14 protein-coding genes are annotated in these 14,679 nt (G+C 55.1%); 3 read left to right on the top strand and 11 right to left on the bottom strand.

What is annotated here, in order from left to right:
• The first annotated feature begins 164 nt into the window (after positions 1-164).
• Positions 165-791: an MFS transporter gene (locus P7079_RS00955; protein WP_278012978.1), complete on the top strand. Its 627-nt coding sequence runs from the start codon at positions 165-167 to the stop codon at positions 789-791.
• Positions 740-1,540 (top strand): MFS transporter, encoded by an 801-nt coding sequence (locus P7079_RS00950; protein ID WP_278013575.1) that lies wholly within the window; start codon positions 740-742, stop codon positions 1,538-1,540. Before P7079_RS00955 ends, P7079_RS00950 begins: the two co-directional genes overlap by 52 nt.
• Positions 1,541-1,617: 77 nt before the next feature.
• Here the strand turns inward: P7079_RS00950 and P7079_RS00945 are convergent, their stop codons facing one another.
• From P7079_RS00945 to P7079_RS00915, 7 genes are all read right to left on the bottom strand, one after another.
• Positions 1,618-2,616: an inorganic phosphate transporter gene (locus tag P7079_RS00945; RefSeq protein WP_278012977.1), complete on the bottom strand. Its 999-nt coding sequence runs from the start codon at positions 2,614-2,616 to the stop codon at positions 1,618-1,620.
• A gap of 2 nt (positions 2,617-2,618) precedes the next feature.
• A complete protein-coding gene (locus tag P7079_RS00940; RefSeq protein WP_278012976.1) occupies positions 2,619-3,236 on the bottom strand; it encodes a DUF47 domain-containing protein in 618 nt (205 codons plus the stop codon).
• A 139-nt stretch (positions 3,237-3,375) separates the two neighbouring features.
• A complete protein-coding gene (locus P7079_RS00935) occupies positions 3,376-3,882 on the bottom strand; it encodes a 2-C-methyl-D-erythritol 2,4-cyclodiphosphate synthase (RefSeq protein ID WP_278012975.1) in 507 nt (168 codons plus the stop codon).
• A complete protein-coding gene (gene ispD / locus P7079_RS00930) occupies positions 3,872-4,651 on the bottom strand; it encodes a 2-C-methyl-D-erythritol 4-phosphate cytidylyltransferase (RefSeq protein ID WP_278012974.1) in 780 nt (259 codons plus the stop codon). Before ispD ends, P7079_RS00935 begins: the two co-directional genes overlap by 11 nt.
• Before the next feature lie 145 nt (positions 4,652-4,796).
• Positions 4,797-5,330 (bottom strand): CarD family transcriptional regulator, encoded by a 534-nt coding sequence (locus P7079_RS00925; RefSeq protein ID WP_278012973.1) that lies wholly within the window; start codon positions 5,328-5,330, stop codon positions 4,797-4,799.
• An 80-nt stretch (positions 5,331-5,410) separates the two neighbouring features.
• A complete protein-coding gene (locus P7079_RS00920) occupies positions 5,411-6,115 on the bottom strand; it encodes a response regulator (protein ID WP_278012972.1) in 705 nt (234 codons plus the stop codon).
• 5 nt (positions 6,116-6,120) lie between these two features.
• Entirely contained in the window at positions 6,121-7,320 is a 1,200-nt protein-coding gene (locus P7079_RS00915) for a sensor histidine kinase (RefSeq protein ID WP_278012971.1), read from the bottom strand.
• A gap of 175 nt (positions 7,321-7,495) precedes the next feature.
• Here P7079_RS00915 and phoU point away from each other — a divergent pair, with 175 nt between their 5' ends.
• Positions 7,496-8,143: a phosphate signaling complex protein PhoU gene (gene phoU, locus P7079_RS00910; RefSeq protein WP_278012970.1), complete on the top strand. Its 648-nt coding sequence runs from the start codon at positions 7,496-7,498 to the stop codon at positions 8,141-8,143.
• An 87-nt stretch (positions 8,144-8,230) separates the two neighbouring features.
• Here phoU and P7079_RS00905 read toward each other — a convergent pair whose 3' ends face one another.
• From P7079_RS00905 to P7079_RS00890, 4 genes are all read right to left on the bottom strand, one after another.
• On the bottom strand, positions 8,231-8,971 hold the full coding sequence (locus tag P7079_RS00905) for a phosphoglyceromutase (RefSeq protein ID WP_278012969.1): 741 nt from the start codon (positions 8,969-8,971) through the stop codon (positions 8,231-8,233).
• 489 nt (positions 8,972-9,460) lie between these two features.
• Entirely contained in the window at positions 9,461-12,265 is a 2,805-nt protein-coding gene (gene adhE, locus P7079_RS00900; RefSeq protein ID WP_278012968.1) for a bifunctional acetaldehyde-CoA/alcohol dehydrogenase, read from the bottom strand.
• 298 nt (positions 12,266-12,563) lie between these two features.
• A complete protein-coding gene (locus tag P7079_RS00895; RefSeq protein ID WP_278012967.1) occupies positions 12,564-13,184 on the bottom strand; it encodes a TetR/AcrR family transcriptional regulator in 621 nt (206 codons plus the stop codon).
• A 114-nt stretch (positions 13,185-13,298) separates the two neighbouring features.
• Positions 13,299-14,624: an MFS transporter gene (locus tag P7079_RS00890; RefSeq protein WP_278012966.1), complete on the bottom strand. Its 1,326-nt coding sequence runs from the start codon at positions 14,622-14,624 to the stop codon at positions 13,299-13,301.
• Positions 14,625-14,679: the final 55 nt, after the last annotated feature.

The following is a 14,679-nucleotide window of genomic DNA, read 5'->3' as shown; positions in this document are numbered from 1 at the left end:
GACCACACCGCTGCGTCGTCGAAAATCTGAACTAGGCTCCAAACACATCACTCGCCCAAAACGCGATAAATTGTCCACATGTCAAAAAAGCCAAACCTACGCGTGCCAACTCGTACTTCCTCCCAGGAGAACGAGCAGTAACCGAACCTGCAGGAGGTTCGACAGTGATCCACGCACGTCGCACGCTGGATTCGATCGGCCAAGCCGAGAACGGCGAAGGTAGCGGCAAGCATTGGATTATGTTCCCGCACGTCATTTCGTGGGGTCTGTGGGACTGGGCAAGTGCAGCATTCAACTCCGTGGTGACCACCTTCGTTTTTTCGGTGTATCTGGTCAAAGCCCCCGGATTCGGCCCACACGCCAATACTGCTCTGGGCTATGTACTCGCTGCCGCAGGCCTTCTGATCGCCCTTTCGGCACCGACTCTGGGCCAATCAGTGGATCGCTCAGGGCGCCGCGCCACCGTCTTGCGGATCACCACGCTGATGGTATCGCTGGTCACCGCGCTCATGTTCTTCGTTTCTCCTGGCCAGTGGCAGCTGTGGCTCGGCTTGCTCCTCCTGGCAGTCGGCAACATCGCGCTTGAAATCGGCTCCGTGGTGTACAACTCGATCCTCACCGACATCGCGCCTCGCAAAGACTTCGGCAAGATCTCTGGCTTCGGGTGGGGCATGGGCTACATCGGCGGCATCGTGCTCCTGCTGATTCTCTTCGTCGGTTTTATCCAGCCCGAGGTCGGCTGGTTTGGTGTCACGAGCGAAAATGGCCTCAATATTCGGGCGCCGTACTGATTGCGGCCATCTGGAGCTTCGTCTTTTCCCTACCTCTCATCGTCACGCTTCGCGATGTTTCTCCGACAATCGATGAAGCCCCCGGCGGGATCCGTGAGGCTTATCGTGAGGTGTGGTCTTCCCTGAGACGCATTTGGAACGAGGATCGCTCACTGGTCTGGTTCTTGATTTCCTCCGCAATTTATCGTGATGGACTTGCCGGCGTCTTTACTTTTGGTGCAATTCTGGCGGGCGCTGCTTTCGGCTTCGGCGACGGCGAAATCATCATCTTCGGTGTCGCCGCGAACGTCATCGCAGGTATCGCCACCATTGCTTTCGGATACCTTGATGACATTCTGGGAGCTCGACGCGTCATTATTTTCTCTGTTGCGTCAATGAGCGTGATTGGAATCCTGATCTTTATTTTCCACCGAGGGGCATTCGGTTACTCTCCACACACAGTGTACTGGGCGCTCGGCCTAGCACTGTGCATCTTCGTGGGACCAACTCAATCTGCTTCGCGCACATATCTTGCACGTATTGCTCCACCAGGTGAAGAAGGTGAAATGTTCGGTTTGTATGCCACGACAGGCCGTGCAGTCTCCTTCCTCGCGCCGTTCCTGTATTCCACTGCGATCACTCTCGGCGCAGCACTTACCGGAATTGCCCTCAAGGATGCGGCTTACTTCGGAATCCTCGGAATCGTGTTCACACTGGCCCTGGGTTTGTTCACTTTCATCCCCGTGAAACCACAAGAACACGGCGAATAAACACATCTAACGAAGGGCTGGTTTTCTCAACCAGCCCTTCGTGCTCATGCAGTCTCATACGCTTCGTTCTCGCAGCGCTACATGATCGCGTGCAAAATCGTGAATGTGATCATGGAGAACGCTGCCGATGCGGGCAGGGTCAAGAACCAGCCGCCCACGATGGTTCCTGCGACTCCCCAGCGCACAGCACTACGGCGCTTCGTGGCGCCCACGCCCATCACCGCGGAAGTCACAGTGTGAGTAGTCGAAATAGGTGCGTGCCACAAAAATGCGGTGGTGTAGAGAACCGACGCAGCCACAGATTCAGCCACGAATCCACGCGCCGGATCGACGGCCGTAATATTGCGGCCGAGGGTCTTCATGATGCGCATACCACCGGTGTATGTGCCAAGCGAAATCGCTGCAGCGGCACCAATCTTCACCCAGAGCGGGATTGAGGTTCCTTCGTGGTACCCACCAGCAACAAGAGCAAGGACAACCACGCCCATAGTCTTCTGCGCATCTTGCAAACCATGACCAAGTGCAATCGCAGCACTCGAGAAAAGCTGCAGTTTGCGGAAGCCACGCATCGTCTTCTTGTAGGTAGCGCGCTCGAATACTTTGAGCAAAATTTTCATTCCGATATAGGCCAGAACGAAGCCCACCATCGGTGACAAGAACATCGGCAGGACGACCTTCTCACCGATCACTGCCCAGTGAACCGTCACCGACGCTGCCAGACCGGCACCCGTCAGACCGCCGATTAGTGCGTGCGACGACGACGACGGCAGCCCAAACCACCACGTAATCACGTTCCAGATAATCGCGCCAAGCAGGCCCGATGCCACCACGATCAAACCCGAATTATCTTGCGGAGGCGAGACAATTCCCGAACCAATCGTCTCGGCAACACCCGTACCAATGAGCGCACCGACGAAGTTCATCACAGCAGCCATCTCAAGCGCACGGTTTAAGCTCCACGCGCGAGTTGCCACGGCTGTCGCCACTGCATTCGCGGCGTCGTGGAAACCATTCGTAAAATCAAAGATGAACGCCACAACAACGATCATCAAAACCAAAAACAGCGTCAGATCCACGCTTATGACTCCTTGATCGCGATTGTCTCAACCACAGCGGCGAGATTCTCAAAACGATCGATCGCACCCTCCAGACGTTCCACCACGAACTTCATACGCATCACGGCCATCATGTTGGCATCGTCATCAGCAAAAAGATCAGAAATGAGCTTGCGATACACGGTGTCACCGTGGTTCTCAAGCTGGTTGATTTCAACCCAGTATGCACGCATATGTTCGTCGATCTTCTCCAGCTTGCTCAGCAAAGTCATCGTCACATCGGCACACTTTTGAAGAATATCGATGAGCTTCAGAGCGTCCGGCGGCAACTCTTCGACTTTATACAGCACCATATTTCCGCCGGCTTCATCGATCATATCCACACAGTCATCAATCAATGAGGTCAAATTAAAAAGATCCTCCCGATCAAAAGGAAGTACGAAACTTCTGTTGATCGTTTGGATCACTTTGTGGCTTGCCGCATCGGCGTCATTCTCAACTGCATGTAGTCGCGTGTACAGCGATTCGCGATCGGCACGATTCGCATGTGCCAATTCGGTGAGAACCTTTGTTGCTCTACCCAAATGCTTCGATTGGGCTCCAACAAGATCCAGAACCGAATCCTTATGAGACAACCGCATAACTACAGCGCTCCTTCGTTATGAAAACACTTTTCCATGGCAAGAATAAGGCATGGCGTTACAAAAAATACACCCAGGAAGTCCTAATGATGGATTTTTCTCGTGATTGTGCTGAAAATTCAATGAAGACAGCCACAACTTACTGGCGTGTTGAAGGCAACTTGTATACGAGAGCAGACGCAACCGCAGCAAGCCCCTCACCGCGGCCAGGGAACCCGAGATGATCAGTTGTCGTCGCTGCTACCGTACATGGCGCACCAAGCACTGAAGTCATTGCTTCTTCCGCTTCTTTCTTACGTGGTGAAAAGCGCGGCTTTGGACCGATGATCTGCACAGACGCGTTAATGATGTCCCACCCGGCTTCTCGCACCAGCCGAGCAGATTCACCGAGTAAGCGTGCCCCGGATGCCCCTGAGAATTCCGGGCGCCCTACTCCGAACACGCTCCCGAGTTCTCCTACTCCTGAAGCAATTAATATCGCGTCAGCAACCGCGTGAGCTGCGACGTCGGCGTCAGAGTGACCCTCCAGACCAGTCACTCCTGGCCACTGCAGACACGCTAGCCACATTGGTCGGCCAACATCTGTGCTGAATTGGTGGATATCCGTGGCGACTGCGGTTCGCAGATTTCGTGGATCACACATCATTGTCCTTTTTGCGGCGCTGACAAAGGAACTCAGCAACCGCCAGATCGAAGGGTGTTGTAATTTTGAGAGATTCGGAAGAACCAGCCACTGCCCACACTCGCTTCCCCAGAAGCTCAACAAGTGCAGCATCATCAGGGGCTGCGCTGAGCTCAGAGGCGCTGAGCTTTTCACCCTTCGCATGGGCACGTTTGACCAGCTCGGTAGCGAATCCTTGGGGTGTTTGCACAGCGCGTAATTCGGCGCGGTCTACAGTCGCGCCGAGCGGCTGTGCGTGTGCCGGTGTTTCTTCGTCCGCAACGACGACGGTGCGCTTGATCGTGTCAGTTACCGCCATCACCGGCACCACGGCCGCGGCTCCCGCTTCGACAGCCTCAATCACACGTCGGATGACCGACGGCGGAGTGAGGCAACGTGCGGCGTCGTGGATGAGAACCACTGACGCGTCAACCTCAGCGAGTCCGCGAGCGACAGATTCTTGGCGGGTACGGCCGCCGACCACGCACGTGACACGAACAGGGTCAGTACCGCTCTCAACACTGTTCATCTTGCCGTCGTCACTACTGGGCGAGAACTGTGCAAGGGCTCGCGCGAAATCTTCTTCGTATCCGGCCGGGATTGTCACCACAATCTGCCTCACACCACCAGCGATCATGCCGCGTATCGCATGGACAATGAGTGGGTCACCGTCAAGCTCAACGAGGGCTTTGGGGATATTCGCGCCCAAACGAGTTCCTGATCCAGCGGCTGTCACCACCGCAACGACACTCATTTTCCTCCCAAATTTCACATCAGAAATTTCGCAACAGAAAACAACAGAAAAGCTGGGGAGCCACGACCTCGACACCGCGAACGGTTCGAGTATCACAACTCCCCAGCTCTGTCATAAAAGATTATCTATGGCCGACGCCGGAAAATCACTCGGCTTCGTCGGCTGAGTCCGCTGAACTTGGGCTAGGAACATATTCGCCAAGCACCTCATTGAGTAATTCGTCAGCGTCGGACTCGTCAACGTCACGGGCCAAAGCAATTTCCGAGGCCAAAATACCGCGAGCCTGGCTCAACATGCGCTTCTCCCCCGCACTCAAGCCACGGTCAGCATTACGACGAGTGAGGTCACGGACAACCTCGGCCACTTTGTTGACGTCTCCGGAGGTGAGTTTTTCACCATTTGCCTTAAAACGACGCGACCAGTTGCTGGGCTCTTCAACGTCCTCTTCACGAAGAACTCCGAAAACGTGCTCTAACTGCTCCTCGTTGGAGACGTCGCGCACGCCAACATCTTCGATCGAATCAGCAGGAACTTGAATCACCATGTCGTTTTGGAGCACGCGTAGAGTGAGGTACAGCCGCTTCTCTCCACGCATGGTCTTTTCCGAGATGTCCTCAATTTCCGCAGCCCCATGGTGCGGATAGACAACCGTTTCGCCAACCTTGAACTCAACGCTCACAAAAACTCCTCTACTGCCTACGCGCTTCGGGCTTTCCGTAGGCGCACACAGTCCAACTTAGGGATCATTCTAGCAAACGGCTATTTCTCAAGGAGGTCTAAAAGTTTGTAGCCCAGTCCCCGCACCGTCACTAATTGGCGCGGATTGGCCGGATCTGCCTCAATTTTTGCACGGATACGCTTGACGTGAACATCGAGGGTTTTCGGGTCTCCGATGTAGTCAACTCCCCACAACGCATCGAAGATCTGGGTACGCGTCAACACGCGATTGGCGTTTTCCATGAGAAGTTTCAAAAGTTCGAACTCACGCAAAGGCATGGCAACCGGTTCTCCGTTCACCCGCACTTCGTGAGCATCAGGATCTAGCTCAACTGTTCCTGTGTGAAGCACGTGCCCCGTCGCCTCAGGCACTACCTCGGTAGCTTTCTCAAGACGACGCAGTATCGCGCGGATACGCGCCAACAGTTCGCGATACGAGTACGGTTTGGTCACGTAGTCGTCGGCACCGAGTTCAAGGCCAACCACGCGATCGATCTCTGAATCTTTCGCAGTGAGCATGATGACCGGGACATCCGACTCGCTTCTGATCTTGCGGAACACATCCTCCCCACTCATGTGCGGCAACATGAGGTCAAGCAAGATGAGGTCTGGGCGAAAGCTGCGAAACTCCACCACAGCCTGCGGCCCGCTTGCTGCCGTTGCCACCTCAAAACCATCACGGTTGAGGTTAAATTCGAGAGTCTCGCGATAGGTTGGTTCGTCATCGACCACCAAAATTTTCGTCATATCACTTACCTTTCCGCGCCGACGTCGGCCATATCGGTTTCCTGCGTGCGTTCTTCCGGGATCACAAGAGTGAAAGTCGATCCACGGCCAACTTCACTCCACAAACGAACCTCTCCACCGTGTTCGGCGGCCACATGCTTCACGATCGCCAAGCCCAGGCCGTTTCCACCGGCATCGCGTGTGCGCGCCTCGTCACCGCGGAAAAAGCGTTCAAAGATACGCGCGCGGATATCGGGGGCAATTCCGATTCCAGCGTCAACCACAGCAATTTCCACATTCCCCTCGCGCGAGGCGACACCGACAGAGACCCGTGAATTTTCACGCGAATATCGAATTGCGTTATCCAAAAGATTACGTAGAGCACTGACGAGCATTTGATGACTGCCGCGCACCGTCAGCCCGGGTTCGCCCCCACCAATGAGCTCGATGTTTCGAGCGCTCGCACCGATACGCGCACGGTCAAGTGCTTCGGCAACAACGACGTCAATCTCGACTCGATTCCGTTCCGTCGCCACGCCCGATGTGACACGCGAGAGCTCCATAATTTGCGACACCAATGCGGACAGACGCTCCGTTTCACGTCCCAAACGACTCGCAAAATGTGCCACGGTGGCTGGATCCGATGCGTTGTCCTCGATAGTTTCTGCGAGCAGACGAATTGCCCCAACAGGAGTTTTGAGTTCGTGGCTGACGTTTGCCACAAAGTCTTCGCGTAGCGCTTGGGCTTGGTGCTCAGCAGTGATATCGCGGAAAAGCACGAGTATCGCAGCGTCTTCTAAGGGCACGACACGAACCGAAATCTGGCGGATGCCAAGCTCTCCGCGAACGGCGATGGTGTGAGGGAACGAGTCGCCGACGACGTCGGCGCTTTTGTCAGCATGTACGCGCCTGGTGCTTTTGCGCACGTGTGCGACGGCGTCGGCTAATTCGCCTCGTAGCCTCGATCCGTTCACCAAGCCAGAAGAGGCCGCGTCGGGAGAAGCATGAAGAACGTCGCCGCGGCGGTCAACAATGACCGAGCCTTGAGGTAACGCGCGAAGAACCTCATCGACCCCGATTTTTTCTGCAGCTGCGCGACGTCGGCGCTCGTGAATTTCGCGAGAATTTGCCGCACGTAATGCGTAGAAAACTAATGCGCCGCCAGCCACGACGCCGATCAGTACGCCGAGCATGACAAAACCCAGGCGAGCCGTGCCTCCGTCCATGTATCCCAGCCTAACTGAGCACGCGCACAAAATGACGAGTGTTTTCCAACTGTTCACCTAAGGCGCGCACGTAATTCACTCCCACCTGATTTAATACCTACATTCGGGTGCGGTGGCGCAATGGTGCCCGTCATGGTGTACCTCGCACCGCCATCTGACGAACGAAGGAGACAATATGCGCGAACAGTTTCGCAATGAAATGCACGAGCTGTATGACACCCTGATCGCTGAGACGAAAGGCGCTGCACGCGCAATGCGCCTCGCTGCCGAATCGTTCAAGGACGCAAATCTCGCACTTGCGGAGCAGGTCATCGACGCCGATCAGAAAATCGACTTGCTCGAACGTAACGTTGACGAGATGGCGATTTCACTTCTTGTACGCCAGGCTCCTGTCGCAAAAGATCTGCGCACCGTGGCATCCGCGATGCGACTGAGCTCGACAATCGAGCGTATGGGCGATCTGGCTCGCCATGTCGCCTACGTCGCCCGTGGCCGTTACCCATCAACTGCCGTTCAAGGCCCAGTGTATGAGTTGCTGACCGCGATGGCCGACCAAGCGGCAGTGGTTGGTGAGAAAGTGGCGAAGCTGGTCGAGACGAAAGATATCGGACTTGCACACGAGATCCTTGCCGACGACGACACGCTTGACGACTTGCATCGCAAGTCGTTTGACTACGTGCTTGATCCAGGAATTGAGCTAACTCGCCAGGAAATCGTAGACATTATTCTTCTCGGCCGTTACCTCGAACGTTACGGCGATCAGGCGGTCAATGTTGCCACGCGCATGAAGTTCCTCATTACTGGAATGGAGCCGGAGGCCTAAGGGCTACCAGCTAGAGAGTGAAGGAGGCGCAGGAAATCATCTCCCTGCGCCTCCTTCACACTTGCGGCAATAGATGCTTTGCGCGTCTTACTTACCCTGATTTGCGACAGCTTCGATCGCAGCCTTGGCAGCCTCAGGATCGAGGTAGGTGCCGCCCTTGGTCACTGGCTCAAGAGTCTCTTCATCCAGCTCGTAGTAGAGCGGAATACCCGTCGGTACGTTCAGACCAGAGATGGCCTCATCCGAGATCTTGTCCAGATGCTTGATGATTGCGCGCAGAGAATTTCCGTGAGCGGCAATCATCACAGTCTTACCCGTCTTGAGATCCGGCACAATCTCGCCTTCCCAGTAAGGAAGCAGACGCTCAAGAACGTCCTTAAGGCACTCCGAACGCGGAATCGGCTCACCGGCGTAGCGCGGATCGGTATCCTGAGAGAACTCCGAACCCAGCTCAATTTCCGGCGGCGGAACATCGTAGGAACGACGCCAGAGCATGAACTGCTCCTCGCCGTACTCATCACGAATTTCCTTCTTGTTCTTGCCCTGAAGCGCACCGTAGTGACGCTCGTTCAGGCGCCAATCGCGCTTGACAGGAATCCAGTGACGATCAGCCGCATCAAGTGCGAGGTTGGCCGTCATGATCGCGCGGCGAAGAAGTGAGGTGTGAAGAATCTCAGGCAGGACGTCAGCGTCCTTGAGAAGCTTGCCACCACGGCGAGCCTCTTCCGTACCCTTCTCGGAGAGCGGCACATCCACCCAACCCGTGAAGAGATTCTTCGCGTTCCATTCACTTTCACCGTGACGGAGGAGCACAAGTTTATAAGTCATATCAGCTTCCCTATCAGTGGTTGCAGTAGCGGTTGCTACCTTCGCACACAATTGTAGCAAGCACCATTGAACACATCGGGGCCGGACGGCCTACCTCGCTAGATATGAACATCCCTCGGCAGGCATCGACTCACATGAAAATTCAGACAGCGCCTCACTCGGCGAAATTGGCAATGTCGCCGCTCCTGCTGCACCGGCATTTTCAACGCAACCGTCGCGTACCTGGGCCTAGAGAGTTCCATCACGCCCCTGGAACGAAAACGGCACAGAGGGATCGTCCGTCAATATGTATAAGTAGGCGGGGAGGAAAATTCCTCCCCGCCTACTGCACGCCGACCGGATCAGCAGTGTGATCAGCGTACTGCCTGCGTGGCTTCCACCTTCGCACCTAACTCACATCATTGATGGGTCAGAGACGAACTATCAGCTCACGATGAGGCTTGAAAATTTACTCGCTCGCTGCCAGCATGTGGGCGAGCGAATAAACCGTCACTTACCCGACTTTTTGGACTTGTCTGCGCTCTTATCCTTGCCAGCTAAAGCTTCGTCAGATGCCTGAGCAGCCTTCTGGTTGACAGGATCAGCCTCTGAACCAGTCAGATCTGCTTGCTTACCCTTAGGCTGTGCATCTGCCACGGCAGCATCGGAAATCACTCCGCCACCAGCGGTGAAACCCACCACGCCCTCGTAAGCATCGTAGATGAGATCGCGAAGTTCGGAAACGAGCGGAGCCTTCGGGTTTGCCGGAGTACACTGATCTTCCAGAGCGAGATCGGCCAGAACGTCGATCTTTTCTTCGAGCATCTCACGAGTCACGCCGTTCTCCTTGAGGCTCATCTTGATGCCCAGATCCTGCGCGAGCTTGGTTACTTCCTTAATGAGGTTGTCAACCGACTCTTCGGTAGTCGCTCCACCGAAGCCCATGAAACGAGAAAACTCAGCAAGATCCTCGTCTGCACGGTAGTGCTCGTACTTGGGGAAGATCGCGTGCTTGTACGGCTTGGTGGCGTTGTACTTGATCACGTGAGGCAGGAAGATCGCGTTCGTACGTCCGTGGGCAATGTTGAATTCACCGCCGACCTTGTGCGAGAGCGAGTGAACAATTCCGAGGAACGCGTTTGCGAACGCCATACCAGCCATTGCCGACGCATTGTGCATGGTTTCCTTGGCATCCTTGTCACCTTCGAGAACCGACTTGCGCAGGTTCGCGAAAATCATCTGGGCTGCACGCAACGACAGACCACGAGTGTAATCCGAGGCCATAGTTGACACGTAGGACTCGATCGCGTGCGTCAGAGCGTCCATGCCGGAATCGGCTGCGGTACGCGGCGGCACCGAATCGACGTACTGCGCGTCCACGATTGCCACATCTGGGGTGATCGCGTAATCCGCGAAGGGGTACTTCACGTGGTTCTCGGAATCGGTGATGACTGCAAACGGGGTGCATTCAGAACCGGTACCCGACGTCGTCGGGATGGCCACAAACTGCGCCTTGCGGCCAAGCTTCGGGAAACGGTAGGTACGCTTACGGATATCCATGAACTTCTGCTTCATGCCGAAGTAGGAGCTCTCTGGGTGTTCGTAGAACAGCCACATTGCCTTCGCGGCGTCCATCGGTGAACCGCCACCGAGGGCGATGATGCAGTCAGGCTTGAACTCGTTCATCAGTTGAGCACCGCGGAAGACGGTGTTCGACGTCGGGTTTGGCTCAACGTCCTGGAAGATGTTCCATGCAACATCGTCGCGACGCTGCTTGAGGTGTGCGATGAGGACATCCACGTAACCGTTCATGACCATGCCAGGATCGGTGACGATGAAGACACGGGAAATGCCCTGCATCTTCTGGAGGTACTGGGTGGAGTAGCGCTCGAAGTAGGTCTTCGGCGGAACCTTGAACCACTGCATATTGTTGCGCCTTTCCGCGATTCGCTTCACGTTGATGAGGTCGGTTGCCGAGACATTGTGCGACACCGAGTTGCGCCCGTAAGAACCACAACCGAGCGTCAGCGACGGAACCAGGCCGTTGTAGACGTCACCGATACCGCCAAGAGCCGACGGCGAGTTAACGATGATGCGACATGCCTTCATACGCAGCCCGTATGCCTGCTCGATCTCACGGTCTTGGGTGTGGACGACTGCAGTATGGCCCAAGCCGCCCATCTTGAGTAGCTTCTCAGCGACGTCGAAGCCTTCGACATCATCCTTGACGGTGGTGAAGCCAAGAACCGGGCAGAGCTTCTCGTGTGCGAAAGGCTCATTATCCGAAACTTCGTCAAGCTCAACGAGAAGGATCTTCGTGTGCTCAGGAAGATCGAGACCAGCTTCCTTTGCAATACGGCCAGCACTCATGCCGACGACGCCGGGGGCGATAGTGCCGTTGTCGCGGACCATAAATGCGGTGAGCTTCTTCTTCTCTTCAGAAGTGACAATGTGGCAACCCATTGCCACAAACTCTTCCATGAGAGCGTCCTTGATTTCCTCGTCGATCACGAGGCACTGCTCGGAAGCACAGATCATGCCGTTGTCGAACGTCTTGGAAATGATGAGGTCATTGACAGTACGACGAATCTTGGCGGTCTTGTGTACGTAAACCGGAGCGTTACCCGGGCCAACACCGAGAGCTGGCTTTCCGGTGGAGTATGCCGACTGAACCATTCCGGCACCGCCGGTTGCGAGGGTCAGCGCAATAGTCGGGTGATTAAGGAGGCTCTTGGTGGCATCGAGGGATGGCTGCTCGATCCACTGAATGCAGTTCTCCGGTGCGCCAGCCTTGACTGCGGCATCGAGCATGACCTGCGCTGCCGCCGTCGAGCACTGCTGTGCTGAGGGGTGGAACGCGAAGATGATCGGGTTGCGAGTCATGATGGAGATAATGCACTTGAACATCGTGGTCGATGTCGGGTTGGTCACCGGGGTGACGCCTGCAATCACGCCGATCGGCTCTGCGATCTCAGTGATGCCCTTCTGCTTATCTTCCTTGATCACACCAACCGTGCGGTTGTACTTAATCGAGTTCCAAATGTACTCGGTGGAGTAGAGGTTCTTTACCGCCTTGTCTTCGTAGAGACCGCGCCCAGTCTCATCAATGGCTTTACGGGCGAGTTTCTGGTGCTGATCAGTTCCAGCGAGCGCCATCGCGTGTACGATCTTATTGATTCGCTCCTGATCGTAGGAGTCGAACTCTTCGAGAGCCACACGAGCTTTCTTTGCGAGTTCATCGATCATGGCGGTGATATCGGACTGCTGATCCTTCACAGCTCCTGAGGTCGTCTTTGCCTTTTCCGTTGGAGTCATGATTCTCTTCCTTTTCTGAGCAACTGAGGTTTTTTCGGCAACTTGACGCCGCCCTCGTCGTCTTGCCCCCTAACCATATCGGGGTTAGGCAAACAAAAGCGAGAACAGAGAAAACGGCGAAATAGAGCCGATTGTAGCATTTGTGAAAAATTTTTCAGCGATTTTGTGCGATTATCTCCCCTACCTCCCAAAGTCCTACATGAGGAGGATCTTTGGTTGAAATTTCAGGATTTATTGGGGTTTTGGTCCCGGAAAAGGGACGGGAGGCCTAGCTCAACATTGTCGCGCGACGATGAACCTATTTATTTTCCTGGCACGGCACCGATTCACAGCCCAAGAGCGTGAAAAATTGGACAAGGAGTTCGCGTGCATTCTCTCGAACTTCGCGGCCTTCAGACAGCGCCGACACCGCAGCGCCGTCAACGATGGCAATAATGAGTTCCGCCGGAGCTTGAATTCCGAGATGCGACAGAACTCGTTCCACTGCCATGTTCAAGCGGGAACGCCCTGTGCGATAGGCTCGCGCAATCGGCGCAGAGCTTCCGGCATCCATCAGTTGAGCGTAATGCCCAGCGAGAGCGTTTCCTTCAGGCAAAGTGGCCGCGAGAACATAGTTGGTGCGCTGTTCAGCGTCGATGCTACCGCTAAGCGATTCCACCGTTTCAGCAACGCGTTCAGCGCGCGTGGCCCAACGAGAGATATTGATTTTACCTGCTTGATAGAGAAGATCTTCGAGACCAGAAAAATAGTAGGTCGTTGCCGAAAGTGAGCATTTCGCACGAGCTGCCACGCTTCTGTGGGTTACCGACGAGGGACCTTTCTCATAGATCAAATCGGCTGCGGCTTCAATAATTCTCAGCCTGCGCATCTGACCTCGAGATGTCGATCCTTGCTTTACCTCGCTTGTCGTGTGAACCATAACGATTCTCCCCAGTGCTCAAAACGTGTGACTCGATATTAACAACCCTGTCCATCGAATTTTGCCCAAACCCCTCTTTTTTGTCGCCGTTACGGTGGCACCAGGATGTGTCGATCACTCGATATCGGTCAGCTCTTCGCCAGCGTTATCCCTGGCAAAGAGCATCGCGACGAGCGCGGCCGCCGCGATCACTGTGAGATAGATTGCTGGGGCAAGGCGCGTATGCGTTACCGAAATCAGCCACGTGGCAACAAACGGAGCAGTTCCTCCAAGGAGCGCATTGGCACCGTTAAACGCCAGAGCGAAACCCGAATAGCGCACCTCCGTCGGGAAAGATTCGGCGAGGAAGGTCGCAAGTGGGCCATCGTTAAGAGTCAAGCACACAGCAAAGATGAACTCGCACAGAATGATGACCCACAAATGTCCCTGCCCCATCCACCAGAACACTGGAACCGAGCCAATAATGAAAGCAATTGACGCAAAAATGAGCATCCGGCGTCGGCCGATTTTGTCGGAAAAATGGCCCATGATACCGATGGCCGCGATATAGACAGTGAGCGTCAGCGCTGAAATTCCAGTCGCTGTTGCTTCTGGAACACCGAGGGCTTCGTGGAGATAGGTGGGCATGTAGCTGAGCAATATATAGAACGCCACAGCATTCAAGGAAGCCACACCGAAAGCGACAGCGAGCGGGAAACGATGGTGTTTGAGCAGATCGCGCAGGGGATACTTGTTCTTCTTCATCTTGGGGCTCGCTGCCATCTCCTGGAAAACAGGAGAATCTTCGAGATGAACGCGGATGAAACGCCCGACGAAACCTAATGGCAGAGCGAGCAAGAAGGGAACACGCCAGCCCCATGCACTCATCTGGGCGGGATCAAGGAAGTTGTGTAACGCCGTCACCGACAGCGATCCTGCGAGTAAGCCCGCCGCAGTCGATGCCGGAACCAATGCCGTGTACATGCCACGGCGATCTCGCGGGGAAAACTCCGCCAAGAACGTAGCCGCTCCTGCATATTCACCCGAAGCAGAGAATCCCTGGATCATGCGGAGGATCAAAAGCAAGAGCGGAGCTGCAATTCCGATCTTTTCAATCCCTGGCAACAGACCAACTAAGAAAGTCGAGCCGGACATGATGAGGATGGACCACGATAGTGCCCATCGGCGCCCGAATCGATCACCCCACGCACCCCACAAGACTGCACCAACAGGCCGCAGAATAAAGGACATTGCGAAGATCGCAAACGTTGACATTAAGCGGACAGATTCGTCTGACTCAGGGAAGAATACTGCGCCGATGACAATGGCGAGGTACCCATATGAAGCGTAGTCGAACCATTCGATGAAGTTGCCGATAAAGCTTGCTCCGGCAGCTCGGTGCAGAGTCTTTTTGAACTCCGGTGAATCAACCGAATTTTCTAATCGAATTGCGTGGGACATTTCCACCACTATCCTTTATCGATACCTCGCCATTGAGGCCACTTCTTCAAAGCGG

The sequence above is a fragment of the Arcanobacterium canis genome, assembly GCF_029625435.1.
GTDB classification, from domain to species: Bacteria; Actinomycetota; Actinomycetes; order Actinomycetales; family Actinomycetaceae; genus Arcanobacterium; species Arcanobacterium canis.
Note: the sequence above shows the minus strand (reverse complement) of the source record. Positions and strands in the feature narration are given on the sequence as shown.